This is a genomic window from Blautia sp. OM07-19 (assembly GCF_003481595.1).
Taxonomy (GTDB): Bacteria; Bacillota; Clostridia; order Lachnospirales; family Lachnospiraceae; genus Blautia_A; species Blautia_A intestinihominis.
The window spans coordinates 1-22,319 of the sequence record NZ_QULA01000031.1 but is presented as its reverse complement, the minus strand read 5'-3'; the positions used below and the strand labels follow the sequence as shown (position 1 = coordinate 22,319).

The window sequence follows — 22,319 nt, the reverse complement described above, 5'->3', positions numbered from 1 at the left end:
TTTCTTAAATTCCATACATGTACAGATCGCCCAGAATTTCTTCTGTTTCGTCTGCCTGCTGTTGTCTTGCTTCGATGTCTTCAGCTGTTTCAGTCTTCATTCCTGCTGGCGCATGTTTGAATCTGTCTATCATGTAGCCGACACATGCTGCGACTGCTTCCGCTGATTCATCCACTTTGATGTTGAAATAGTCTGAAGCGCGACACTCTGATGCTTCGCTTTCCGACATCCATGTTTCTGCATTGATCAGCTCTTCAAGCTGGTCTGCTGTCACGCCTTCCTTTGCTTTTGTCATGTAGATGTCTGTGATCATCTGCTGACAGCTGTCAAGCTGGCTTATAACCGCCGCGAAGTCGTCTGCATTGCCCCACGCCATTGTCAGCGGCTTGTGAATCATAATCTGTGCGCCTGTTGACACAACAATGTCATCGCACGCCATAAGGATCACGGATGCGATTGACGCTGCAACTCCGTCCACAATGCCTGTGATATGTCCTTTGTGACGTTTCAAAATGTTGTATATGCCAATTCCTGCGAATACATCGCCGCCACAGCTGTTGAAGTACACTGTCAGTTCTGCATTGTTGTCAATGCCGTTCAGAAAGTCCGTGATGTCCTGTGGACAGGTGTCTTCTGATGTCCACTTGTCCCACGCCGAAGATACAATGTCGCCGTATATGTACAGTTCAACGCCGCCTGCTGCCGCGTCTTTGATCTGCATGAAGCCGACATTTTCAATCGTTCTTTTCGTTCGATTTCTTCTTGTGAAGTTCATTTTCTTCTCCATCGTCTTCCCCTCCTTCCTGATCGGTGTCAGGTTCATTCGTTTCGGCTGTTTCCTGCTCCTGTTCATCCTGATCCGTATTTTCGCCGCCTTCTGTGTTTGGCTCATTTATAGGATTGTCAGAATCGCTGTTTTCTTCAGTGTCCTGTTCTTCAGCTTTGTCATATGCTGCCCCGACTTTCGTCAATGGCACATAAGTTCCATTAACAATCAATGTGTCGCCGCCTTCCATGTCCATCAAATCAAGTTTTCTTCTGGCTTCGTTTACTGTTTCGATGCCGTTGTTGATTCCTTCTTTTAGGATTTCCATTTGTGTTTTGCTGTCGGTACGAAGCAATACTTTTTCATTCATTTTGAAGTACAGTCCGTCTTCCGTTTCGTCATCCGATAATAGCTTGTAGTTCACTTCTTCTTCGTACTGCTTCAGTACGAAAAGCATTGTGTCCACATAGAATGACAGCTGCTGCATTTCCGAATTGCTGTATGATGATTTTTCATAGTCGTTGATCTGGTTCGGCTTGATTCCGAACGCTGCTGCAATCTGAAGTGCAGAATATTTCTTCAATTCGATGAACTGTGAATCTGTCAGTTTAATATCCAGTGGTGTCAGCTTCATTCCTAGCGGCACAGGAAGAATCTTGCCTGTGTTCTGGCTTCCTGCTCCGAAGCGTTCAAAAGTCTGTCGCAGCTTTGTGACTGCATCTTCATTCAGTTCGCCTGTGTATTCCAGCACCGCTTTCGCTGTCAATCCGTTTTTGTACAGACTATTCAGGAAGCGTTGTGATTCAATCACGCCTTCAACAGTCTGCTTCAGGATGTATTGCACTGGTAGTCCGACTATTCCGTTCAGGCAGTGTGAAGTCTTGAAGTGCAAGACATCTTCCGTCCTGAATATGTACTGTTCGCCTGAATATTCATCACTGTACAAGTACCAGATTTTCCCTTTGCCTGCGAAAATGCCTTTGTCGTCAACTATGATCTGCACCCTGTCCGATGGCATGATCCACATGTCCAGCGCTTTATATTCTCCACCATATTTCTTGCGCTTGAATTTCCTGCGTACATAGACATATGCGTTCCCATAATGGTTTCTGTTCATTTCTACAGCGTTCCAGAAGGTTGTCGGTGTCATAAAAGGGTTCGGACGCTGCTTCATAAGCCTTGCAATGTCGTTGTCTATCGGCTCACTGATGCCCTTGTTTGTTTTCTGGTACAACTTCCATGGCATTTTCGCGACTGTTTCTGACATCATTTTCAAACAAGTGAAGTATGTCACGTCAGATGTTGGCTTCTTGCTTTCACTGTCGCGCTTAATCCCAACCCATTCCAGAAACGATTCATCATTCAGTGTTGCTGTATCTGTTTCAATATTCATTCCGAATGCTTTCATAATTCCTTTGTTCAGTGTTTTCCACATGTTCAACCTTGCGCACCTCCCTTCTGTCGCAATTTCTCTGTTCCTGCAAACCAAATATCAAGGTATCTGTTGACATCTGGCTTGATTTCGCCCTTCATTGCCATCATCCATGCATCAATGATTGCATCCACGATGTCGATTCGCTCTGTTGCGTATTCTTTATCAATTTTTATTTCCCCGAAGCTGTTTGAAGTCGTCTTTGCGTTCGCAATAGACCACTTTGTTGCTTCGTTTCCGTCATGTTCGACATGCCCTGCTTCCAGTTCCAGCCTGAAGTCAACTGTCGGATCGTTCAATTCTCTTGCCGACTGTTTCACTGCGATGCTGTCAAATCCCAGTGCTTCCAAGTCTGTCAGGAACGCTGAAGCATTGTGCGGATCATAACAAATCCACTGCACATCCAATTCATACAGCTTCACGATCTTCTGCAAGTACGCAATTATGTACTTATAGTCTGTTTTTACGCCGCCCATTGTTTCAGTGACTTCGACAAGTCCCTGTCTGATCCATAGGTCATAAGGCACGCGATCCGTCTTGATGTGTTCTTCAACTCTCCTTTTCGGAATGAAGCTGTGTGCGTGTATGAAGTAACATTTGTCTTCGCCGCGCATAAATGGGATCACGATTGCGATTGATGTCAAGTCGCCGCCTGATGACAGGTCGAGTCCGACATAAGCCTTCTGACCTCTGAAGTCAGCCAGTGTCTTCTTGACTGCTGCCCTTGTCCAGACATCCATGTTCTTGATATAAACATCATTCGTCCACTGAATCCACATGTTGAGCTGCTTGACAATGAAGTCGCGCAGTGTCGATCCTCCCATTTCCTTCGCTGTGGCAGCAATCGGGATCATGTTCTGCAATGCGTCCCTGTCATATTCCAGAATCGGGTTCGCCTTGATCCAGTTTTCAGGTGTCCACATATCGTCAGATTCATTCATTTGCGCGATATAAATGAATTGTGAATCATTACTTGCTACACCCTTCAGGACTTTCACACAGTATTCATACAGTGCAAAACACGGCGATTTCAGATCGAATCCTGCCGTTGTGATCACGCTGATCAGTGCCGACTTCATTTTCTTGATGCCGCCTTCAAGCAGCTTGTACATCTGATCATCTTTATGGGCGTGATATTCGTCCACGATTCCCAGATATGGTCTGAAGCCGTCAATCGACTTCGTGTCGCCTGACAGTGCCTTGATCTTGCTGTGTGTGATCTTGCAGTCGATTGTTGAATTGTGTTCGTGAATCTTGAAGCACTCTGACAGATCGCTGTCAGAATTTATGAACTTCACAATTTCGTTGAAGACAATCATCGCCTGATCCTTCTTTGTGGCTGTACAGTAAACCTGACCATATTTGTACTTGTCAAAATTGCCGTAATAAGCCGCCAGAATACCATTCAGGAATGACTTGCCGTTCTGTCGTCCCAGCTGTATATAACTGGTTCTGAATCGTCTGTGATGTCCGTCTTTAGTTCTCCATCCGTTCAGGCTTCCCAAAATGAAGCACTGAAACGGATATGCTGTCACTGGCTGTTCTTCTTCGCCTTCCGCAATGGTCAGCGTTTCTGCGAAGTCAATGATCCTTTCCGCTTCTTCAACATCAAAGTAATAGCGATATGGCGCAGCTTCAGCCGCTTTCATGTCGTCTATATGTCTTTGACATGCTGCTTTGACCAGATCGCCAGCAACAATCTTGTCCGCAAGGACATCCAGCGCGTATTGTGTAGTTCTATCTGTTGTCATGCGTTCGCCTTATGCGAATTTCGCGAACTTATTTTCTTTCGGTGTTTCCTTGTCTGCTTTTGGCACTACAAGGCGACAGCGGCTTGACACTGTCAGTCCGAAGTCCGCAGCCCCCTGACGACATTGTTTGAAATATCTGTCTTGAAGTAGCGCAAGTCTTTCCACTTCTCCGTTCACGACTTCTTTTTTGATCTTCACTGGCTGTCCGTATTCGTCCAGCTGCTTTGTTGCGATCTCAATTTCCACCATGATCGGTTGTCTGTTCAGTTCTTGCGTGACTGCGATGTATTTTTCTTGTGCGATGACCAGTCTTGCAAGCGCATCAACATCAAGGTTTGATATAAGGTCAATCGCACGAAGTTCCTTCACGATTTTTTTGAAGGTTCTTTTCTGTGTCGGCGATAAGTATTGCGGTGCTGTCACTTTATCCGCAGCCGCTTTCACTTCTGTTCGCTGACGTTCTTCAATTTCAGCTTTTGTCAGGTGTTTTTTTCCTTTTGCTTGTACCAGCGCGATCGGCTGTCGTTGTCCTGCCATTCTTCTGCGACCTCCCTTCTTTGCTGGTTTCCTTGCGGTGTGTCAGAATCTGACACGCACCCTTTTCGGATGCCCTGATCTGGATTTTCCGTGGGGAGTTTTCTCCACGGAAAAGGGGAAGCGCGACTAAATAAACTTAACCCGATACTTTTTCATACTCCCCCTGTCGCCTTCCAGTGGCGTTCTATCAGGTCATACAACATCTTTTGTGTCGCTTTTTTCGTCTGTTCATCCTTGCTGTACAAGGCTTCAATAATTCCATGACTGTGATTGCTCAATGGGATCAGATTGGTTGCATCAAGTCGTCTGTTCCAGTCGTCTTCAATAGGTGTGATATGATGCACCATGTCAGCTGTCTGTATTACATGCAGCACATAGAAGGCATATATATCAACGCCATCAAACCGCCTGATTATTTCGGCTCTTGTCTTCCTCCACTCACTTGATACATAGAAGGCTGCTGTCTTCTTGTTTCTTCGGTGTTTGTTGTATTCCATGTGTCTTGACTGCTGCCCTGCTGCCTTCGCTGCACAGGCTTCACATTCAGCTATATTCTGTGGTATTAAAGCCCCACATCTGCACTTGTGAAATAACAAACCCTTGCACCGCCTTCCTACTGCTGCATATGCTTCATATATCCGTCTGTATAGGCTCTATACGCAGCCGCTTATATATGCCCCTTATATATGCCCTATATATACACCCCTGTCAGGTATGCCCCTATATAAAGCCTTGTTTTTATGCTTCCTGTGGATGCCCTTATATAAGCACCCACATTCCGCAAATAAGAGGGCAGAAATGCAATAAAAAAGACCGATTCAACACTTCTGTGCTGTTTCGGTCTTTCTGTACAACATTTCACGATACTATTTTACTTTAGGATGTCCCCTATAAAAACCCCCACTTTTCCCACGCTTTTCCCATGCTTTCACTGTCGTTTCCCTCGAAAAAAGCCTTTTTTCAGATCGCGTTTTTCAAATTCCGTGAATTCCGAATAATTTGACGGACATTTTTTTCAAAATCGCTTTAGACCAGTTTGAAGGGCTGTTTTTTCCACAATTCAGCCGATCCGCAATCTCTTCAAAGGTCAATCCGTCAATATAGTGCATTCTGAACGCTTCAAACTTGTACAATGTGCCTTCTTTCCTGCTTTCGGCTTCCAGTTCGGTCAATGCCCTGTCAATGTTAATTATCATCATCGCCGTGACCATTTTTGCTTCCTTGACAGATTTCAGCTTTGCATTTTCGCCCTTCAGGACGCTGTATGCTGCTTCTGCGACCTCTTCTTCTTCCGTGATTGCATTATTTATATATTTTTTCAGGTCGATGTACGATTCCATCAATCTTCGTGTGTTATACAGTGTTTTCTTCTTCTCTGCCCTCTTTTCTTCGATTCTGACTTCAGCAAATGCCCTTCGCACCGCGATCCTGATTGCTTCCGTCATGTCCTGCTGTGTTTCATCGCTATTTTGCACATTGCACACCTTCTTCCCTACTTCTTAGGCTTTCGCCTTTTATTCTTTCTGGCTTTTTCAAGTGCCTTCGCCCTGATCATCGGCATTCCTTTCATTTTGCGCCTGTTGTTGCTGATTAGTTGCTTCCTGAACTGAAAAGATGTCATTCCTGCCTTTTTAAATGCTCTTTTTATTGCTTCGCCTGCCTGCACTGCCGTTTCTCTGATCTTCCTGAATGTTGTCGCCAGTGCTTCGCTGGTTCTGTGCGCCCATACGTCCAGCGATCCAAGAAGTTCCACAACTTCATCTTCTGTCAGCTTTCCTTTCTCTGACAATGCCTTGATCAGTTCGTCTTTCGACCATTCAGGATCAATCTTCATGTCATTCGTGATCGCCAGCAATCGCAGCACATCTGTATTGACGTTTCTTTCTTCTTTCTTCGGTTCTGGTTCTTCTGGCTTTGTTATTTCTTCAGGTTCTTCAACAACTGCTGCCCTGACAGCTTCCTGTCTGTCCTCTTTGATCATTTCCTGTGTTCTTTCAAGAATCTGTTCTGACAGATCATCTTTTTCTTCCTTCTGTGGCTTCGTATTCCTGCCAGTAAGCCTGTTTTTAATCTTTGTTGCATATTCCTTCAGCTTCATGTCTTTCACTCCTTCCTGCGCCTTTATGTAAAAGGCAAATCGTCAACGCCGTCTGGTATGTTCATAAAACCATCGCCGCTGTCTGGTGCTGGCTGTGGTCTTGATTGGTTGTCGCCTGCCGCCGCTTTACTTTCCGCAAACTCGACCGATTCAACAACAACTTCCGTTGTGTAAATCTTGCGACCTTCTTTGTTTGTATAGCTGCCAGTCTGAATGCGTCCTTCAATCACAAACTTTGTTCCCTGCTGTCCGTACTTCTCCATGAACTGTCCTGTCTTTCCGAATGCCACACAGGAAATGAAGTCAGCTGACTGTCCTTCCTGATCTCTCTGGACTCTCCTGTCAACCGCAAGTGTGAAGCGCGATATTGCCATAGGCTCTGCGCCTTCTGTATATCGTGTCTGTGCATCCCTTGTCAGCCTTCCCATCAATATGACCTTATTCATTCTTCTTTGCTCCTTTTTGTTCTTTGTTTCCTTTGACTGCTGCCTTGATTATCTCTGTAATAATCAAGATGATCAGTGCTGTCAGGACTGCTATGAATCCCAACTGCAATATAATCACGATAATTCCACCCAGATTGCTGATTGCTTCTTCAATCCATATACTTCGCATGTTTCTTTCCTCCTGTTATCTTCGACATATCATGTCTTCATAAAGTTTCTTGTAGGTGTCGCGCTCTGCTTCAAGCCTGATCATCTGCTCACGCGATGCCCCCCCCGATTGATTTTCGACATATTCCTTCGTGTCTGCTCCTGCATCCAGTTTCAATGCAATTTGAAGCGCAATGTCGATCTGCTGCATTTCTCTGTCTGTCACGCTTCCGATCCTGTTATTCAGTCTTTCAACGCTGATTGTTGTCGGCTGTTCGCACAGTGCTTCAGATACCCTTCCAGTTGTTCTGATTGTCACATGTGTTGACATGTCTTTCTTCGGCTGTGATGTCAGGAACACAACGACCACATCGCCGCTGTGTTTGTTCAGGAAGTCAGCCGACACAATGACGGCTGGTCTGTCCTTCCTGATCTCGTTTCCTCTCTGTCCTCTGTTGTTGTTGATATAATACACATCGCCGCGTCTGACATCGAACTGCTGCTGTGTCTTTGTGAAATGTTCATACATGTTTTTATTCCTCCGTATATTCTGCGTACTGTTCTTTTAGCATCTTTGCACGCGCCTGAATGTCGTCTGCAAGTTCTTTTTCTTTGTTCTTGTATGTCTGCGCCCTTGCTGGTCTTCTTGCCCTGATCGCGTTCTTGACTGCCGTCTGAAGCTGTCTGCGCTTCTGAATCGCTATTCGCTGCACCCTGTCAGTGATTGTGATTGTATAATGTGTGCCACAGATCGGGCATTCATAATACTGTTCGATGATGTCGTTGTGTTCCTCGTCCTGTGTGATCACTCTGTTTTGAATCTCTATCATGTCAGGTGTGAATGTTGCCGCACATTTATCGCAGATTATTTCATTCATGCTGTTTCCCCTTTCTGCTGTTTATGCCTGCTGAATCTTAATCATTTTCAGCAAGAATCTTGCTGACAGTTCTTCTTCTTTCTCTTTTCTTTCCTCTCTTGTCATGCCTTCCTTGTCGTCAAGTTCTGCAATCTCGTCCAGAATGTCTGCTGCTTCTCTGAATGTCTGCGCCATTTCCTTAATTTCTTCTTTTGCCTGCATGTCTTTTCCTCCTATGCTCCATATTGTAGTGTTCTGTTGTCTGCGTCCTGTCCTGCGCCTGTTGCTGCTTCCTGAAGCGTTTCTTCGACTTCTCCCAGTCCTAAAATACAATAGCCGTCTTCAAGTGCTGATGATGTGATGCTTGTGTCAACGCAGATAATTGTCTTCTTGCACTGCTGTCCTGTCGCCTTGCCTTCCTTGAATGCAATCAGCGTCACTTCCTGTCCCTTTCTGAAGCTGTCGTCTTTCGTGATGATGTATGGCTTGCCTGCTTCAATTTCTTCAAATGCGCTTTGTGACATTCTGATACACTTGTCCTTGTTGCCGTCCGAAGGAAGCTGCTGCATCTTTTCTTCGTCTGCCTTCTCGCGAAGTTTCTTCGCTGTTTCTCTGTCAATCGCGTCCTGTTCTTCGCTGTATCTTTCTTCTTCAGTCTTTTCGGCTTCTGCCTTGTTGATGTACTGATCGCAGCTTTGACATGTTCCTGTCTTCACATTGCAGTCTGAATATCTCTTGCAGCTATAACACAGCGATGTGATGCTTTCAGGGTGTGCATCTTCCCATTCGTTCCAGCATTCTGTTCTGCTTGTCAATCTGTCTTTTTCTGCATTTGTGAGTTTTCCCCATGCGTTCTTGACATCTTCCAGCACATCCCCGATTCTTCTTGCTTGTCCGCTTTTGTCTGCAATCAATATCCCTAATTCTGCCAACATCTCCACACATTCAACTGCTTCAATGTTGTCTGTTATATTTTCAATGACCTTGTCAAGTCTTTCGTCTTCAAGTTCTTCGATCTCTTCTTCTGTTTCTGTGAACTGGTCAATGTTCATTTGACCTTCAGTCTCTTCTGCTGCCGCCTTTTCCTCCTGTTCTTGCTTGATCTCTTTTACTTCCTTGTAGGTCAAGCCGTTTTCCTGATAGCGTTCCAGCATTTCTGCCTGTGCTTCTTCATTCATTCCGCTGATCTCATAGGCAGCAGAAAACGTCAGGCGACCTTCTTTCAATTCTTCAGCAAATTCAGGGATCAGATGCTTGTTGATGCTCTCGATCTGTGCGATCTTTGTTGCTGGCATTTGAAGCATCTTTGCAATGACATCGCGAAGGCGACCGCTGTCAAGTTTGTAACCCTTGATTGTTCTTCCTTCCTGTCTCATTCGCTGCAAGATGTCCTTCAGTTGCTTTTCTTCTTCCAGAATGTCTGCGACTGTCTTATTTCGATAATCATTCGCAATGATCAGGCGCAGCATTTCTTCATCTGCTGACGCTGGTGTCTGAATCTGACACGTTACCATTTCAAAATCTGTATAGCCTTGTTCCACAAGCAGCTTCAGTGCGCGCCATCTTCTTTCGCCTGCTGTGATCCTATATTCGCCGCGATCGCAAGGATCGTGAACAACTTCAAGATTTTCAATCAGCCCGACAAGTAAAATCTTCTGCGCAAGCGGTTCAATGTCTGTGACCGAATAGAAGTTCTTGTCGTTGCTGTACAGCTTTTTGATGTTGATGTCTTTCGTCCTGAATCTTGCCTTCGGTGTTTCATCGCCGACTGCTGCCTTCTGTGCGTTTTTGTTAAGCTGCTCCATTACATTCCACGCCATCTTCAATCCTCCTTTTCTCTGAAGCATATTTCTATTGCATCCAGTTCATTGTCTGTCGTGTTCTTCAGATCAATGTGTGAATCATCGTCTTTGTATGCCTTTTTGTTTATTGATGCCCTGATCTGCTTCTTCAGCTTGTCTGTATCAATCACGATCTTCAGTGTCTTTCTGGCTTCGCTTATTGCTTTGCTGATCTGCCTGTCCGACATGTTCGGTGTGCTGTCAATCTCTTTTATACGCTTCCAGAAGTCTGTGTCGTCCAGTTCATAGAATTGTGTCATCCTGTCCCTGAACGCTTCCAGCTGGTTTTCTGCATATTCCTTCGCGTCTGCTGCCGCCTTCAGCTTTTCAAAGTCTTCAATGCTGATTGTGACTTGTCCTTTTAGTTCCATCTCATTCCGTCCTCCCTTCTTCTCATTTTGTCCAGTTTCAATGTCACTTTCGGAACTCCGATGCCAGCTTTGCGAAGGCGTTCTGACAGCCTTGCAAGGTCTGTGACATAAGTTTTTTCATATATGCTGCCATGTATTTCATCAACATAGTATTGCGCTTCGTTGCCGTAGATCGTTATGTCATTGTGCGCAATCAAAAGCGTCTTGATTTGATATGCAAGCGTCTTTCCTGTCCTTCTTCCTTCGTGCGGATATGCGATGCCTTGCGACAGGATATATTCTGACTGCCATGTTTCAAGTTTTATTCCCAGCGCATGTTCAATTCTGTCAAGTGTATCTTCGTTGCAGCCGTACATGTCCGAATGTAACTTTGCAACCGCATTTCGTGTCATTGCGTCTGCGCCATATTCATCGCCGTCCGCTAATGTAAAGGAATACGCCCTGTTTGTTCTTGTGTTTTTAATGTACACAAGATTTCTTTCCAGCGTTCCTTCCGTCTGCCTGATTTCGACTTTCAGATTTTCTTCGTTTTCTGTGATTCCTGTGATTATCTCATACACTCCCATGTTCACACCTCTTTCATCAATTCATACGTTGCTGCACGATAGTCCTGCGTCACGATGCAGTTTTTTGAAAACTTTGGAAGCGGCACTTGTGCGACTGTTGACTTCTCTGCGATTATTGATCGCCTGATCGCTGTCGCAAAGCAATCGTGTCCTGACTGCGTTTTCAGCCATTCTTCAACCTGAAGTGTCGTCTGGTTCTTCTGGCGCATTGTCATCAACACCTTCATGCGAATGTCGGGATTGACGCTTCTGAACGATGCCAGCTGACTGTCCATGTTCGATGCCGCTTCAATCTCAAACCCTCCGATCTTGACAGGCACGATCACAAGGTCTGCTGCAATCATCACATTTGTGACTGTCATGTCCATAAGCAATCCACAGTCAACAATGCAATAGTCATATACTGTTCTGACTTCATTCATTGCTGCTGCAAATCGAAGAATCTGATCTTCTCCTTCTTCCTGAAGCAGTGTCATGTTTGTTCGCATCAAATATCCGTTCGCTGGTATGATGTCGATGTTTCCATATGGTGTTGTTTGGATCAGGTCTGTTGTCGAATATGCGCCGCCTGCTGCCTGATGATTTTCAAGCAATTCTGACATCCCCTGTCCTTCAGGATCAAATCTGTCGTAAAGAAGTGATATGTTGCCCTGCTGATCCGCGTCACAGATCAGCACCTTCTTTCCTTTTTCTTCGCCCATTATGTAGGCAATAGCTGCTGCGGTCATTGTCTTTCCGATGCCGCCTTTTTGATTCATTACTGCTATTATTTTCATTGATGTGCTTTCCTCCTGTTTATTATTTTCATGTGTCTTCTTAACCTTCTTGCATGTTCGTCCGTCACAATGTATTTGTCACAATCTTGAAGTCGCCTGTCTGTTCCTTTTCCGTCATAATGCTTGCAATAGTCACATGTGAAGCAAGGTTCTTTCATTTCTCCTGTGCATGTGTCTGGCGTTTCCACATTGTTTGCGCAGTGGCTACACACGCAACCGCCGCAAGGAAAAGCATATTGTTTTCTGACTTCTTTTTGCTCTGGCTCTTTTGGTATGATCCCAAGTTCCTGCAATGTGATTTGATGTGCTTTCCTATCGTCTTGCATTTCTTTCCTTCTTGCTGTTCTCCCAGCTGATCACCGCTTCCCTTGCCCTGTCGTATAGGTCTGTGTCGTTCGCTTCTTCAATCTTGATGATCTGTTGTCTGTCTGCTCCTTCGCCCTTGTATATTTTTATCCAGCCGTCATCGTATATTGAAGTGTGGCTTGACATCCGCAGCCCATACCTTCTTGCAATCGGTCTGTATATGTCATAAAACTGTCTGACTGCTGCCGCATATCCGTTCATGTCCTACACTACACCTTCAGCGGTTTCACTTCGCCGTCTTTCCATACGCTGTTGTTTGGCTCTTTCATGCGTTCTGCTGTTTCCGTGATTGCGGTGTCTGAATCTGACACATGAATGTGTGTCTGTAAGCGCTTCAAATTCAAGTATTTTTCAAGAACTTCAACCGCGTCCCTTGCCGTGTAACATGTCGCGACATAGTGTCCTGCTGTCGCCATATCGGTCAAGAACTCTTTCTGTGACGGCTGGTGTCTGCCCTTGTCATACTTCATTTCGATGTACAGTCCGCAATATATTCCTTTTGGGTACGGAAGGCATAAGTCCGACACGCCTGACTTCACGCCCATCTGCTTCAGCTTTACTGCTTCGGCTCTGTTCCTGCTGCCGCCGTTCGGGATATGATGCAGCCATTTCAGTTCAGGATATTTCTGCATCTGCCAAGAAGCCCAGCTGATGACATTGATCTGTTCGGTATCTTCCGAACGCATCGCATACTTCATATTCATCGTGCTTCCTCCATTTTCTTCATGTCCTGCATGATATCGCCAGTGAATCCCAACTGCTTCATTTTCTTGAATGCGATCAGGTCTTTTATGCCTGACATCTTTATGATCCAGTCCTGAAGAAGTGATCCTGACTTTTTATACATATCCCTAACTTCTTCCCTGTGTGCCGCCAGTACATCCGCTGTACGTGTGATGATGATTTTTCTTTCAATGCTGTTCGGTGCGATTCCTTTTCGGTTCAGTTCTTCTTCAATCACTTTCACTGCGTAGATTTCTGCGTTCGTGACTGCATCTTCCAAGCACAATCTTTTTTTGTTGTCCACTTTTATTCCTCCTTCGTTTCCTGTCTTTCTTTCTCTGCCTTCAGCTGTGCTGCTCTTTCCATGATCGCTGTGTTATAGCTGTATTTATACACACCATGATTCCACAAGTTTTCCTTTGCGCCTGCTGCTCCGTAGTTGTAGACTGCCAGAACGTAATATGGACGCACATCTTCTGGAACTTCCTGCAAGCTGTCCTGAATCTCCTTCAGGCAATCAATGCCGACTGTCACATTCTGATATGGATTTGTCAGATCGGTGCAGTTCAGGCGTTGCATTCTTTCTTTGTGCCATTTCTGCGCTATCTGCATATACCCCCATGATGTTCCGCCATCGCCTGAAGCGTTCCAGTTGCATTCGCTTTCCTGTTCGATCAGCGCGAACACCATTTCATAGTCAACACCATAGTTCTGACACACGATGTATGTGTATATCTGCGCCATTACTGGAAACTTGCCGCCTGCTGCCTTGCATTCGTCTGATATTTCGTGATAGCAGAATCCTTCCATGTCTTCGCCACTCCAATCCTGTGACATTGTGTTGAATGGATATTCTTCATCTGCATCCAAGTCACTTTCTGTTTGTTCTTCTGCTTCGCTTTCCTGTTCTGTTGCCGTCTTTCCTTTTGCACTGATCATGTCGCCGATCGCAAATCCCAGCATTACCGACACATATATTGTGATGAATGTGATCAGGATTGCTGCTGCCGTCTTCGGTTTGCGCTGAAGAAAGTTCTTTGCTGCCCTGATGATGTTATGTGTTGCATCGTGCAGCTGTCTTCTTCTTCGTCTTCTTCTTCGCTGTTTTCTGCTTAACCTTACTTGTTGCTTTGTCAATCTTTTCTCCTTTCTCTGGCTGTCTGTACATTCTTGCGTATATGTAGAATCTGCCATTCATGTTGTTATATCTGACTTCATACGATGTCAGCTTGTAGCCGTCTGCTGCATACCATTTCTTCAGCTTGTCTTCAAGTTCGCATCGTCCTGTCACGACTTCGTCAATGTCCTTCTGCTTGAACTTATAGTGGTTTTTATGTACTTCAGGCTTTTTCAGTCCCTTGCTGGCTTTCCATGCTTTCTGATACTTCCCGACTGGCTTTGGCTCTTTTCCCTTCTTGTCAGGGTGCTTCTGCTTTGTGATGTAGTTCGCCATTCCTGACAGTCCGTTTTCGTCCTTTTGAAGCCTGCGCACCTGATTTCTGCGCCCCTTCTTCCACTTTTCTTCAACTGCTTCCAGCCCCATGTCGCCATCGCACACAAAATGATGATGCCAGCGTCCTTTGTCTGAACACTCTGTCACATACACATAACGCAGCTTTGCAAGTCCCTTCTTCCTTCGCTCATAGTTTAATCGTCCTATGTACAGCGTCATATCGTGCTTCGCTTCTTTCATGCTGTTCGGCATGTTGTCGTCTGTATATGTCAGTGTTCCCCAGATGTCATTGTCCGTGAAATTCGCATTGATCGTCCGTTCACATTCCTTCCTGCTGTTCTTCTCATTCAGGTTTCTTTGCGCCTGTCTTTGCTTCTTCAGCTTTGCTTCGTCTGGTATTTGCTCTTTCTGTCCTCTTCTGAACTCTGGATATATTTCAACATCCATCTGCTCTGCTGCCTTTATCTCCTTAGTGGCATATATTGATCTGACCTTGCCTTCATTCAGCATCCTGCACATGTTGTCTTCTTCCAAGTCAGTCAACATCTTCTGGTATGCTGCTTCATAGTCATAATCTATATACACAGCTTTCTTCCTTCTCTTCATGTCCTTCTTTGCTCCTGTTATAGATATTTATATATTTCTTTGATTTGTTACTATCTATTACAAGGACGCGAAGCCTTTTGAAAGTCCCTGATTTATTGACTTTTTGGGAAGTCTGCTGTATAATTTTTTATAGATGTGCAGACCTTAAAAAGTCACAATCTGGATCGCCTTCGGAAGCCGCCAAGCTAGTCCGAAGGCTTTCTTTTTTGTCCTTCAAGATGCTTTCGCTGCCTTTGTCTTAATCTCTGACAGCTGCACCCTGACACCATCGTTCCTGTTCGACAGGATCATTGCTATTGCTTCAAATATTCTTCTTGCGTCTGGTGTATTCATGCGCGTTTCTCCTTTCTACATTCCAGCACCCCTGAATATAACTACCATTGAAGGGAATGGGGCTGCCTGTTTACTGTTTCCGAACTTCAAACGCCCCTTCACGAATCTGATTTCTGATCGGTACTGAATGAAGTCGTGAAAATATCTTGTGTCTGTTCTCGCTGGTATCAGCATAACAACAATCGTGTTGTCTTTCGTTCCTTCTCTGTATGCCTTTTCAACCCAGTCTGTAATTGCTCTACCATACGGAGGATTGCAAAACACGCGATACCCCCCCCAGTCCTTTGAAAGACCATTGTCTTCCTTCGTGAAATACTTTTCACACTTGTGATTCTGTTCGTCAGCGCAAGGATCAAGGTTGAAATGAAATTCCTGATCAAGTTCTTTGAAGAAGTCGTCAGGTGTCGCCCACTGATCCGTCTTGCTGCTGTACATGACATCTATGTTCGCCATTGTGTTTCCTCCTATGCTGTTTCGTTCAATATAATTTTTCTGAAGATGCTTTCAAATATTGGAACTGCGATGCTGTTTCCTGCCTGCTTGTATAATGCTGTGTAGTATCGCCCAGCCCTTTTATGTACTGCTTTCGCTCTCTCGAAGTCTTCGTCTGTGTACCCTTGCAGCCGCCAGCATTCCAGTTCGGTCAAATATCTGAATCGACCGCCGCCGCAGTCAATAACCTGTGTCGGTGTCCTGTCCTGCCTTGTTGTGATTGTAAAAGCACAGTCCTCAATAACAGTCGCCCTTCTGATTCCCTTCTTGCCGATTGCGCTTCTGACCGAAGGTTGCGTCACATCGTACACTTCAGGCACGCTGTCGTTGTCTTCCAGAAAGTTCCTGATGTCCTGCATCGGTGTCCTGATCAAGTCATCAAAATTGAACTTTTCGCCATTCAAGCAGCTGACTGTGAACACTCTTTCCCTTGCCTGCGGAAGTCCAAATTCTCTCGCATCCAGCACTTCATAATTGTTTGTATATCCCATTCGTTCAAGTTCTTTCTGATACCTGACGAAGTTTGCAATCATGTGTTTGCTTTTTACGTTCTTTACATTTTCCCAGATCACATACTGCGGCTTCCATTCTCCCATCTGGTCGATGATGTGAACTGTTTCCCACATCAATGACGACCTTGTTTCGCTGCCTTCGTCTGCGCCTTTTCCTCTGTTGATCCTTCCGTCTTCTGCTTTCGCCTTCCCCTGATGCCCTGCAATGCTCATGTCCTGACATGGACTTCCGTGGATCAGGATGTCTGGCTTCAAGTTCCAACCGACAACCGACTGTGTCTTGTACGGCATTTCTTCAGAAAACATATTGTTGTATGATCTGACTGCTTTTTCATCTATTTCAACATAATCAATCGCCTTTGTCGGTATTCCCAGATTGCGCAAGGCACATCGTGGGCTTCCTATTCCTCCAAACAGTTCCAGTATTTGCACTGGTTTTTCTTCTGTTACTATCATCTTTTACCCCTCAATTCTCTGCGTCATGCTCTTGTCTTTCATTGCTGACATAGCCATCTGCATCCGCATCGCATCTTCGTCAGACATTTCAACATCGTCTTGTGGTCTTATTATCATTTCTTCTTTGGTTGGGAAAATCTTGTGTTTCTGTACGAAGCACTTGAAGAAGAAGTCGTGTTCTTCTTTCCATGTTTCACAGTAAAATTCATATTCAATCCCGATCTGAATTGCCTGCACTTTTGTACACTGTACACCCTGAATGGTTTTCTTTCCTTTTCCTGATCTGTAGTGATACATCTGGTTCAATCCGTCTTTTCCCATTACTTTGTATATTGTCTGTTTCAGCAAGCGCAGTTCAAAGTCGTTATGATATTTCCATTCATGGTCTTCCAGCTTGTCATCTGACAGATCACTCTCTTCAATGTCGTATTTTTTCATAAGCTGCTGCAATTTCTTCTGTGCGCCTTCTTTTTCGCCGCCCACTCCACGTTCCGCAAGTCTTTGCAGCTTCTTCATCAATTCGATTTTCTTTTCGTCAATCATCGTTCATTCTCCTTCACATACTGCTTTCGCAAAGTCCAAAATAATTTTTTCAACATTCCCCCTTCTGGTCATGTATTATGCTGTGTTGTTTGTTTTCACATTAAAAACATTCCTAAAACCTGTTGACCATCCATGTGTAATTCTGGCAGTACACACACGCCGCTATGTTTTCACAGTATTCATCCGACTGGCTTTCAGCTTGCCATCGTCAGGATGAAGGTTGCCGTCCTTCATCGACAGGGCTTTCGCCCTGTTTCGGCTTTATTTTTTCAGTCTTATTGTGCATTCTGTGAAATAATTTGCCTTTGGTATTTCTTTCGCTACCATGTGAACTTCATCAATTTCAGCCGCCCATCTTTCTGTTGTTCTGTATTTCTTCCAGAACTCATTCGCTGTCATCGGTGTTTTTTCATCCGAAAAACATATTCTTCTGCTTCCTGTTATTACTGCCATAAATTCATAAACTTTCATTCTTTGTCGTCCTCCTGCTCTGTTGAATATCTTGACATTTTCACAATCTTTGCTGTCGGTATGTCATCCATGTACATATATGCTTTGCAACCGAAGAAGGCTTCGTTGTGATCGTGTGCTTCCACAATCTTCCTTTCTTCCAGTTCGACTTCAAAGATCGTTCCTGTTTCATGTCCGCGGATCGCAACAAATCGTGCTGCTTCAAGTGGCTGTTTGCAGATATACACGCCGCCGTCCATTCCTTTTCGGATCACTCCGTCCTGCATGATCTTTTTTGCATTTTCATGTGTTGTTGCGTGGAAGTATCTGCTGCGCTTCCCTTTTTCCCACAAGTCATATTTGCTCATAATCTCCATGTACTTCATATCAATCTTTGACTTATCCTGCGCGCACTCGATCAGATGCTTTCTTTCTGCTTCATCCGTAACCTTTGCCAGTTCTTCTTCTGTGAATAAATTCTGCTTTTCCATACTGCTGCACCGCCCTTCTTAATATCTGCTTGATGCATACCAGAACACACTTCGCATCGTACTTTTCAGGTCAAGTGTGTCTTCCAGTTCATATGTGATGTCGTTGTCCCATTCGTCATATACGCTGAATACTTCTTCAGCTTCGTCATATTCAATCCTGAAGCCTTCCTGTTTTTCGTCTTCCAGATATTCCCACCACAGCAACAAGCTATGCTGTTTTATCTCTCTTGCTTCCCACTGCCAGTTCTTGTCTTCCTTGCTGATCTCGCTGGCTACTTCTTCAATAAACTGAATGTTGTCTGTCTTTGTAAAATCAATCTTTCCTTTTGTGTTCATGTTGTACCTCTCTTTCATTTACTCCCCGACTGCTGCCAGTCGGGGACATCCTATGCCCTTTTAGGCTGTTTTCACTGGTCTGTTTTCTCCTGCCGCCCACATCATCATCCCTTTGATGACCATTCTGTCGCTGTCAGACATCTGCTTCAGCAGCTTAATAAATTCGCTGACATCTTCGGTCTGGCTGTTCAGGTTCTTTTTTTCGTTTGTAACTGCTGCCATGTTGTTTCCTCCCTTCTATACTGTTATGAGTTCATAATCTTCAAGCAGTGCTTTCAGATTTCTTGCTTTCCATCTATGAAGACATCTGTCGCCCAGAAGGTTCTTCACTCCTGTGTTCTTCCAGAACATGTACTGTCTGACTGTATTGTGATAGTGTCCGTCATTTCTCACTTCGATGAACTTATTTCCATTTCTCTTATTTCTGTAAATCTTTGTTGTTGTCATCTTATCTGCTCCCTTCTGCGGTCTGTTCTGTTGCTTACAGTTACAGTATAGATGCTTACAGTCACTTTGTCAACAGTTTTTTGTTGCTTACGGTAACTTTTTTATTGACCTTTGCTTGCTGCCGTGTTATTCTACAACTAGAAAAGCAAATTTCAGAAAGGTGGAATAAATATGACAAATGGCGAACGCGTCAACGAAGTGCGAAAATCACTTGGTTTAACTCTTGAAAAGTTCGGGGAAAAGTTAGGTGTAACAAAAACCACTATTTCCAGAATTGAAAAAGGTGTGAACAACTTAACTGATCAGATGGCAATTTCTATCTGTCGTGAATACAATGTGAATTATGATTATTTGATGTATGGCGAAGGGGAAATGTTTGACGATCTGCCGCAGACGATCGTTGATGAATTGTGTGCGCAGTATGACTTGAACGATTTTGACAAGGCACTTGTTGAAATGTATGTGTCTTTACCAGCTGGAAGCCGTGAAAGAATCAAAGAATATATGAAGCAGCTAGTCAAGAAAGTTGGTTGGGATAAAACTGAATAAAGGAAGTGATCTATTGAACATTATTTGTCTTGATACAGAAACAACAGGACTGAATCACTATGACGATGAAATCCTTCAACTTTCTATCATTGACGGCTCTGGCTCAATCCTTTTTAGTGAATATGTAAAGCCTGTTCGTCACGAATGCTGGACTGATGCTGAAAAAGTAAACCACATAAGCCCTTCAATGGTAAAAGACTGTAAACCGCTTTTATATTATGCACATACTATTCAACGTATTTTAGAAAATGCAGACATGATTGTCGGTTATAACATTCACGGCTTCGATTTGCCTTTTATATTTAATTCTGGCATTGAGTATCATGCGAAGCAAAATTCTATTGTCGTTGATGTAATGCTTGCATTTGCTGAAATTTATGGACAAAAGCGTTACAACGAATATAAATGGCAAAAGTTGAAGACGTGTGCAGAATATTATTCATATAGTGAATGTAACTGGCACAATGCGCTTGACGATGCAAAAGCAACACTATTCTGCTTTTATAAAATCTTCGGCGATGTTCCTGAAGTTCCTGTGTATGCAACTGGCGTTTATCGTTCGGTTGACAATATTATTAAGCATGAAGAACAAAAGCTTGTTGAAGTTGTTTCAGTTCCTAAAAGTGGAAATGTTCTGATTGGCTTCGGCATTTTCATGTTGTTAGGTTTCTTCGTTGCTTTCAATCCTGTGTGCGTTGTGATCGCTGCGCCGCTTTTATATTTTGGTTTCAAGCGTCATAAAGCATATAAAGAATTTAAGCAAAACAAAAGGAAGCAGTGACCTGACCAGTCCTACTTCCTTTTACTTTATCTGTGTATGTATACATACTTTATGTATTTATATATGCGCTTCAGCTGTGCATCCGACAACTTATTCAGAAGCGTGTTGATTCTCTTTCGGATCATCGGCTTCCCTCCCTTCTCTTGTCGGGATTGTATCATGGAAATTATTGGAATGAAAGACCGCTTCCAGTTATTTCCATATATCAGGAAATAAGCGTCAGAAGCATTGTCGGCGCACAGTTTATCATTTATATTCAGAATCAAACAGATCAGTGATCTTGACATCAAGTGCAGCTGCTATCGCTTCAAGCTGGCGCAGTGTCGGCGATGTGATGCCGTTTTCAATCGTGTTCAGTGTTGACTTGCTGATTCCTGTCAAGGCTTCCAGCTGCTTCAAAGTCAAGTGTCTGTCTGTTCGTGCCTGCCACGTCAGGATTTCCATTGCGTCATCCTCCTAGTTTTGATTATGTACACGCTTCAGGCACTCTATACAAATAAAAAAGGAAGCCGTGACCAGCGACTTCCCTTGCAAAATGTTAAACAAAATATATCGCGGAAGACCGCCCACGATGATATTATGTCCTTTTACATTCTATCATATCAAGCCTTCTTTCGCTACTAGAAAGAAGGTTTTTATATGTCTTTTTTTACTCCAAACCCACAACTTTTCGGGCTTCGTGTTGCAAAATATATCCGTTGTTCACACGATGATCAGGTGCTTCATGGCGACACGCTGGATGCGCAGAACGAACTTCTTGACGATTTTGTCAAGGTCAACAAAATGGTGCTTGTAGACACATTCATTGACGAAGCCCTGACAGCAAGAAAGAAATTCACAAAAAGAAAAGAGTTTGTCAGGCTGCTGGATGGTGTGAAGGCTCACGACTTCGATCTGATCATCTTCACAAAACTTGACCGCTGGTTTCGTAACATCGGCGACTATCACAAAATACAAGAAATTCTGGAAGCCAATGGCGTACAGTGGAAGGCGGTCACAGAAAACTATGATACAACGACCACGAACGGAAGATTGCACATCAACATCCGTCTGTCAGTTGCACAGGACGAATGTGACCGCGATTCCGACAGAATCAAAGATGTGTTCGCTTATAAGCTGAAGAACAAAACATATTTGTCAGGTAGCCTTCCGCGCGGTCTGAAGCTGGATGCAGAAAAGCATGTCATCATTGATCCTGAATGGAACTGCTTTGCGCTTGATATGTTTGACCGCTTTGAAGCTACATGCAGCAAGCGTGACACGCAGCTTTTTCTTCAGGACAAATACAACATTCGTGTCTGCTATGATACAGTTGCACGATACCTGAAGAATCCGCTTTTCAAAGGTCAGTATCGTGATGATCCTGACTTCTGTCCTGCGACAATCAGTCCTGAACGCTTTGAGCGCATCCAGAAACTTGCGATCAGGAATGTTCGGATCAGACACACACAGCAATTCTATATTTTTTCAGGTCTTCTGATCTGTTCATCCTGCAATCACATTATGACTGGCACTGTTACATATAGGCGCATGGCAGACGGCACAGAAAAAGCATACAAAAGTTATCGGTGTAACTTCAAGGCACAGTCAAAACTTTGTGATCGCGGCAAAACGTATCGTGAAGAATACGTTGAAGAATACATGCTGAATCATATCAGACCAGCTTTGTCAGACTATGTTGCGAAGTATGAAGTGACTGCTGCCAGTGCGGTGCAGAAGAATCCTGTCGAAGAAATGTCAAAGATCGAACGCAAGATCAAGAAGCTGTATGATTTGTTTATGGATGACTTAATTGATAAAGACGCATACAGAAGTGAATATGATAAATTCAAAAAACAGATCGAAGAACTTCAGAAGTGTCCTGCTGCCCCTGTTCGTAATCTCGACAGCGTCCGCAAGCTGCTGAACGATGACTGGGAAGCTGTGTACAACACTTTCAGCAATCAGGAAAAGAACGTCTTCTGGAAGTCTTTTGTCGAATCTGTGCTGGTGCATGAAGACGGAAGCATGGACATTCATTTTTTATAATTTTTGTCGTACTAACTATGCACCGCCTGTGGGTTCATCTGCCAGAATGATAGCGGGTGCTGCCGCCAGCGCACGGGCGATTGCCACACGCTGCTGCTGACCGCCGGAGAGCTGATTGGGCAGCGCATCCAGACGATCATCCAGCCCAAGTGTCTGTACAATCTG

Annotated in this window: 33 protein-coding genes and 1 pseudogene; 3 read left to right on the top strand and 31 right to left on the bottom strand. The window is 44.2% G+C overall.

Annotated elements, in window-relative coordinates:
* Positions 1-4: 4 nt before the first annotated feature.
* From DXC01_RS16210 to DXC01_RS16075, 29 genes are all read right to left on the bottom strand, one after another.
* On the bottom strand, positions 5-787 hold the full coding sequence (locus DXC01_RS16210) for a head maturation protease, ClpP-related (protein ID WP_118699330.1): 783 nt from the start codon (positions 785-787) through the stop codon (positions 5-7).
* Positions 735-2,201 carry a phage portal protein gene (locus tag DXC01_RS16205; protein WP_330427690.1) on the bottom strand — a complete coding sequence of 489 codons (1,467 nt, stop codon included), beginning with the start codon at positions 2,199-2,201 and terminating at the stop codon, positions 735-737. The genes DXC01_RS16210 and DXC01_RS16205 overlap by 53 nt, the downstream gene beginning before the upstream one ends.
* 2 nt (positions 2,202-2,203) lie before the next feature.
* Positions 2,204-3,949 (bottom strand): terminase large subunit, encoded by a 1,746-nt coding sequence (locus DXC01_RS16200; RefSeq protein ID WP_118699329.1) that lies wholly within the window; start codon positions 3,947-3,949, stop codon positions 2,204-2,206.
* 9 nt (positions 3,950-3,958) lie between these two features.
* A complete protein-coding gene (locus DXC01_RS16195; RefSeq protein ID WP_118699328.1) occupies positions 3,959-4,486 on the bottom strand; it encodes a phage terminase small subunit P27 family in 528 nt (175 codons plus the stop codon).
* A 152-nt stretch (positions 4,487-4,638) separates the two neighbouring features.
* On the bottom strand, positions 4,639-5,082 hold the full coding sequence (locus tag DXC01_RS16190) for an HNH endonuclease (RefSeq protein ID WP_147399638.1): 444 nt from the start codon (positions 5,080-5,082) through the stop codon (positions 4,639-4,641).
* Between the two features lie 378 nt (positions 5,083-5,460).
* Positions 5,461-5,961 carry a hypothetical protein gene (locus DXC01_RS16185; RefSeq protein ID WP_118699326.1) on the bottom strand — a complete coding sequence of 167 codons (501 nt, stop codon included), beginning with the start codon at positions 5,959-5,961 and terminating at the stop codon, positions 5,461-5,463.
* 17 nt (positions 5,962-5,978) lie between these two features.
* Complete coding sequence (locus DXC01_RS16180; protein WP_118699325.1) at positions 5,979-6,584, bottom strand: hypothetical protein; 606 nt, start codon at positions 6,582-6,584, stop codon at positions 5,979-5,981.
* Between the two features lie 23 nt (positions 6,585-6,607).
* Positions 6,608-7,030 (bottom strand): single-stranded DNA-binding protein, encoded by a 423-nt coding sequence (locus tag DXC01_RS16175; protein ID WP_118699324.1) that lies wholly within the window; start codon positions 7,028-7,030, stop codon positions 6,608-6,610.
* The gene (locus DXC01_RS20190) at positions 7,023-7,199 is read right to left on the bottom strand and encodes a hypothetical protein (RefSeq protein ID WP_158582266.1); all 177 of its coding nucleotides are present in this window, start codon (positions 7,197-7,199) and stop codon (positions 7,023-7,025) included. The genes DXC01_RS16175 and DXC01_RS20190 overlap by 8 nt, the downstream gene beginning before the upstream one ends.
* A gap of 15 nt (positions 7,200-7,214) precedes the next feature.
* A complete protein-coding gene (locus tag DXC01_RS16170; RefSeq protein WP_118699323.1) occupies positions 7,215-7,706 on the bottom strand; it encodes a type II toxin-antitoxin system PemK/MazF family toxin in 492 nt (163 codons plus the stop codon).
* 4 nt (positions 7,707-7,710) lie between these two features.
* Entirely contained in the window at positions 7,711-8,055 is a 345-nt protein-coding gene (locus DXC01_RS16165) for a hypothetical protein (protein WP_118699322.1), read from the bottom strand.
* A gap of 21 nt (positions 8,056-8,076) precedes the next feature.
* Complete coding sequence (locus DXC01_RS16160; RefSeq protein ID WP_118699321.1) at positions 8,077-8,256, bottom strand: hypothetical protein; 180 nt, start codon at positions 8,254-8,256, stop codon at positions 8,077-8,079.
* 11 nt (positions 8,257-8,267) lie between these two features.
* Positions 8,268-9,854: a ParB N-terminal domain-containing protein gene (locus tag DXC01_RS20735; RefSeq protein ID WP_243111643.1), complete on the bottom strand. Its 1,587-nt coding sequence runs from the start codon at positions 9,852-9,854 to the stop codon at positions 8,268-8,270.
* 2 nt (positions 9,855-9,856) lie between these two features.
* Positions 9,857-10,246 (bottom strand): hypothetical protein, encoded by a 390-nt coding sequence (locus DXC01_RS16150; RefSeq protein ID WP_118699320.1) that lies wholly within the window; start codon positions 10,244-10,246, stop codon positions 9,857-9,859.
* Entirely contained in the window at positions 10,237-10,812 is a 576-nt protein-coding gene (locus DXC01_RS16145; RefSeq protein ID WP_118699319.1) for a hypothetical protein, read from the bottom strand. Before DXC01_RS16145 ends, DXC01_RS16150 begins: the two co-directional genes overlap by 10 nt.
* 2 nt (positions 10,813-10,814) lie before the next feature.
* Positions 10,815-11,588: a ParA family protein gene (locus DXC01_RS16140; RefSeq protein ID WP_118699318.1), complete on the bottom strand. Its 774-nt coding sequence runs from the start codon at positions 11,586-11,588 to the stop codon at positions 10,815-10,817.
* A gap of 312 nt (positions 11,589-11,900) precedes the next feature.
* The gene (locus DXC01_RS16130) at positions 11,901-12,155 is read right to left on the bottom strand and encodes a hypothetical protein (protein ID WP_118699317.1); all 255 of its coding nucleotides are present in this window, start codon (positions 12,153-12,155) and stop codon (positions 11,901-11,903) included.
* Positions 12,156-12,163: 8 nt separating this feature from the next.
* Entirely contained in the window at positions 12,164-12,658 is a 495-nt protein-coding gene (locus tag DXC01_RS16125) for a VRR-NUC domain-containing protein (RefSeq protein WP_118699316.1), read from the bottom strand.
* Positions 12,655-12,981, bottom strand: a complete 327-nt coding sequence (locus DXC01_RS16120) for a hypothetical protein (protein ID WP_118699315.1) — start codon at positions 12,979-12,981, stop codon at positions 12,655-12,657. The genes DXC01_RS16125 and DXC01_RS16120 overlap by 4 nt, the downstream gene beginning before the upstream one ends.
* Positions 12,982-12,983: 2 nt before the next feature.
* A complete protein-coding gene (locus DXC01_RS16115) occupies positions 12,984-13,814 on the bottom strand; it encodes a transglycosylase SLT domain-containing protein (RefSeq protein ID WP_243111642.1) in 831 nt (276 codons plus the stop codon).
* A complete protein-coding gene (locus tag DXC01_RS20730) occupies positions 13,732-14,736 on the bottom strand; it encodes a rolling circle replication-associated protein (RefSeq protein WP_243111641.1) in 1,005 nt (334 codons plus the stop codon). Before DXC01_RS20730 ends, DXC01_RS16115 begins: the two co-directional genes overlap by 83 nt.
* A gap of 348 nt (positions 14,737-15,084) precedes the next feature.
* Entirely contained in the window at positions 15,085-15,522 is a 438-nt protein-coding gene (locus tag DXC01_RS16105; RefSeq protein ID WP_118699313.1) for a DNA N-6-adenine-methyltransferase, read from the bottom strand.
* Between the two features lie 11 nt (positions 15,523-15,533).
* Positions 15,534-16,529 (bottom strand): DNA cytosine methyltransferase, encoded by a 996-nt coding sequence (locus tag DXC01_RS16100; protein WP_118699312.1) that lies wholly within the window; start codon positions 16,527-16,529, stop codon positions 15,534-15,536.
* A 3-nt stretch (positions 16,530-16,532) separates the two neighbouring features.
* Positions 16,533-17,072, bottom strand: a complete 540-nt coding sequence (locus tag DXC01_RS16095; RefSeq protein ID WP_118699311.1) for a DUF2786 domain-containing protein — start codon at positions 17,070-17,072, stop codon at positions 16,533-16,535.
* A gap of 261 nt (positions 17,073-17,333) precedes the next feature.
* Positions 17,334-17,543: a hypothetical protein gene (locus DXC01_RS16090; protein ID WP_118699310.1), complete on the bottom strand. Its 210-nt coding sequence runs from the start codon at positions 17,541-17,543 to the stop codon at positions 17,334-17,336.
* A complete protein-coding gene (locus DXC01_RS16085) occupies positions 17,540-18,013 on the bottom strand; it encodes a hypothetical protein (RefSeq protein ID WP_118699309.1) in 474 nt (157 codons plus the stop codon). Before DXC01_RS16085 ends, DXC01_RS16090 begins: the two co-directional genes overlap by 4 nt.
* Before the next feature lie 18 nt (positions 18,014-18,031).
* Complete coding sequence (locus DXC01_RS16080; protein ID WP_118699308.1) at positions 18,032-18,349, bottom strand: hypothetical protein; 318 nt, start codon at positions 18,347-18,349, stop codon at positions 18,032-18,034.
* A gap of 60 nt (positions 18,350-18,409) precedes the next feature.
* Positions 18,410-18,571 (bottom strand): hypothetical protein, encoded by a 162-nt coding sequence (locus DXC01_RS20180; RefSeq protein WP_158583644.1) that lies wholly within the window; start codon positions 18,569-18,571, stop codon positions 18,410-18,412.
* 15 nt (positions 18,572-18,586) lie between these two features.
* Entirely contained in the window at positions 18,587-18,796 is a 210-nt protein-coding gene (locus DXC01_RS16075) for a hypothetical protein (protein WP_118699307.1), read from the bottom strand.
* Positions 18,797-18,967: 171 nt separating this feature from the next.
* Here DXC01_RS16075 and DXC01_RS16070 point away from each other — a divergent pair, with 171 nt between their 5' ends.
* Both DXC01_RS16070 and DXC01_RS16065 read left to right on the top strand, forming a co-directional pair.
* Positions 18,968-19,345, top strand: coding sequence for a helix-turn-helix domain-containing protein (locus DXC01_RS16070; protein ID WP_118699306.1), 378 nt, complete (start codon positions 18,968-18,970; stop codon positions 19,343-19,345).
* Positions 19,346-19,358: 13 nt separating this feature from the next.
* Entirely contained in the window at positions 19,359-20,126 is a 768-nt protein-coding gene (locus DXC01_RS16065; protein ID WP_158583643.1) for a 3'-5' exonuclease, read from the top strand.
* Between the two features lie 246 nt (positions 20,127-20,372).
* Here DXC01_RS16065 and DXC01_RS16060 read toward each other — a convergent pair whose 3' ends face one another.
* Positions 20,373-20,570, bottom strand: coding sequence for a helix-turn-helix domain-containing protein (locus DXC01_RS16060; protein ID WP_118699304.1), 198 nt, complete (start codon positions 20,568-20,570; stop codon positions 20,373-20,375).
* Between the two features lie 195 nt (positions 20,571-20,765).
* Between DXC01_RS16060 and DXC01_RS16055 the strand changes: the two genes are divergently transcribed.
* Complete coding sequence (locus DXC01_RS16055) at positions 20,766-22,154, top strand: recombinase family protein (protein ID WP_118699303.1); 1,389 nt, start codon at positions 20,766-20,768, stop codon at positions 22,152-22,154.
* 27 nt (positions 22,155-22,181) lie between these two features.
* On the opposite strand, the pseudogene DXC01_RS16050 reads toward DXC01_RS16055, so the two are convergent.
* A pseudogene (locus DXC01_RS16050) lies at positions 22,182-22,319 on the bottom strand (ATP-binding cassette domain-containing protein); the annotation flags it as partial.

Excerpts from the sequence above, each read along its gene's own strand:
- DXC01_RS16210 (WP_118699330.1), bottom strand. The coding sequence starts at position 787 with ATGGAGAAGAAAATGAACTTCACAAGAAGAAATCGAACGAAAAGAACG.
- DXC01_RS16205 (WP_330427690.1), bottom strand. The coding sequence starts at position 2,201 with ATGTGGAAAACACTGAACAAAGGAATTATGAAAGCATTCGGAATGAAT.
- DXC01_RS16200 (WP_118699329.1), bottom strand. The coding sequence starts at position 3,949 with ATGACAACAGATAGAACTACACAATACGCGCTGGATGTCCTTGCGGAC.
- DXC01_RS16195 (WP_118699328.1), bottom strand. The coding sequence starts at position 4,486 with ATGGCAGGACAACGACAGCCGATCGCGCTGGTACAAGCAAAAGGAAAA.
- DXC01_RS16180 (WP_118699325.1), bottom strand. The coding sequence starts at position 6,584 with ATGAAGCTGAAGGAATATGCAACAAAGATTAAAAACAGGCTTACTGGC.
- DXC01_RS16175 (WP_118699324.1), bottom strand. The coding sequence starts at position 7,030 with ATGAATAAGGTCATATTGATGGGAAGGCTGACAAGGGATGCACAGACA.
- DXC01_RS20190 (WP_158582266.1), bottom strand. The coding sequence starts at position 7,199 with ATGCGAAGTATATGGATTGAAGAAGCAATCAGCAATCTGGGTGGAATT.
- DXC01_RS16170 (WP_118699323.1), bottom strand. The coding sequence starts at position 7,706 with ATGTATGAACATTTCACAAAGACACAGCAGCAGTTCGATGTCAGACGC.
- DXC01_RS16165 (WP_118699322.1), bottom strand. The coding sequence starts at position 8,055 with ATGAATGAAATAATCTGCGATAAATGTGCGGCAACATTCACACCTGAC.
- DXC01_RS16160 (WP_118699321.1), bottom strand. The coding sequence starts at position 8,256 with ATGCAGGCAAAAGAAGAAATTAAGGAAATGGCGCAGACATTCAGAGAA.
- DXC01_RS20735 (WP_243111643.1), bottom strand. The coding sequence starts at position 9,854 with ATGGCGTGGAATGTAATGGAGCAGCTTAACAAAAACGCACAGAAGGCA.
- DXC01_RS16150 (WP_118699320.1), bottom strand. The coding sequence starts at position 10,246 with ATGGAACTAAAAGGACAAGTCACAATCAGCATTGAAGACTTTGAAAAG.
- DXC01_RS16145 (WP_118699319.1), bottom strand. The coding sequence starts at position 10,812 with ATGGGAGTGTATGAGATAATCACAGGAATCACAGAAAACGAAGAAAAT.
- DXC01_RS16140 (WP_118699318.1), bottom strand. The coding sequence starts at position 11,588 with ATGAAAATAATAGCAGTAATGAATCAAAAAGGCGGCATCGGAAAGACA.
- DXC01_RS16130 (WP_118699317.1), bottom strand. The coding sequence starts at position 12,155 with ATGAACGGATATGCGGCAGCAGTCAGACAGTTTTATGACATATACAGA.
- DXC01_RS16125 (WP_118699316.1), bottom strand. The coding sequence starts at position 12,658 with ATGAATATGAAGTATGCGATGCGTTCGGAAGATACCGAACAGATCAAT.
- DXC01_RS20730 (WP_243111641.1), bottom strand. The coding sequence starts at position 14,736 with ATGAAGAGAAGGAAGAAAGCTGTGTATATAGATTATGACTATGAAGCA.
- DXC01_RS16105 (WP_118699313.1), bottom strand. The coding sequence starts at position 15,522 with ATGGCGAACATAGATGTCATGTACAGCAGCAAGACGGATCAGTGGGCG.
- DXC01_RS16100 (WP_118699312.1), bottom strand. The coding sequence starts at position 16,529 with ATGATAGTAACAGAAGAAAAACCAGTGCAAATACTGGAACTGTTTGGA.
- DXC01_RS16095 (WP_118699311.1), bottom strand. The coding sequence starts at position 17,072 with ATGATTGACGAAAAGAAAATCGAATTGATGAAGAAGCTGCAAAGACTT.
- DXC01_RS16090 (WP_118699310.1), bottom strand. The coding sequence starts at position 17,543 with ATGAAAGTTTATGAATTTATGGCAGTAATAACAGGAAGCAGAAGAATA.
- DXC01_RS16085 (WP_118699309.1), bottom strand. The coding sequence starts at position 18,013 with ATGGAAAAGCAGAATTTATTCACAGAAGAAGAACTGGCAAAGGTTACG.
- DXC01_RS16080 (WP_118699308.1), bottom strand. The coding sequence starts at position 18,349 with ATGAACACAAAAGGAAAGATTGATTTTACAAAGACAGACAACATTCAG.
- DXC01_RS20180 (WP_158583644.1), bottom strand. The coding sequence starts at position 18,571 with ATGGCAGCAGTTACAAACGAAAAAAAGAACCTGAACAGCCAGACCGAA.
- DXC01_RS16075 (WP_118699307.1), bottom strand. The coding sequence starts at position 18,796 with ATGACAACAACAAAGATTTACAGAAATAAGAGAAATGGAAATAAGTTC.
- DXC01_RS16070 (WP_118699306.1), top strand. The coding sequence starts at position 18,968 with ATGACAAATGGCGAACGCGTCAACGAAGTGCGAAAATCACTTGGTTTA.
- DXC01_RS16060 (WP_118699304.1), bottom strand. The coding sequence starts at position 20,570 with ATGGAAATCCTGACGTGGCAGGCACGAACAGACAGACACTTGACTTTG.
- DXC01_RS16055 (WP_118699303.1), top strand. The coding sequence starts at position 20,766 with ATGTCTTTTTTTACTCCAAACCCACAACTTTTCGGGCTTCGTGTTGCA.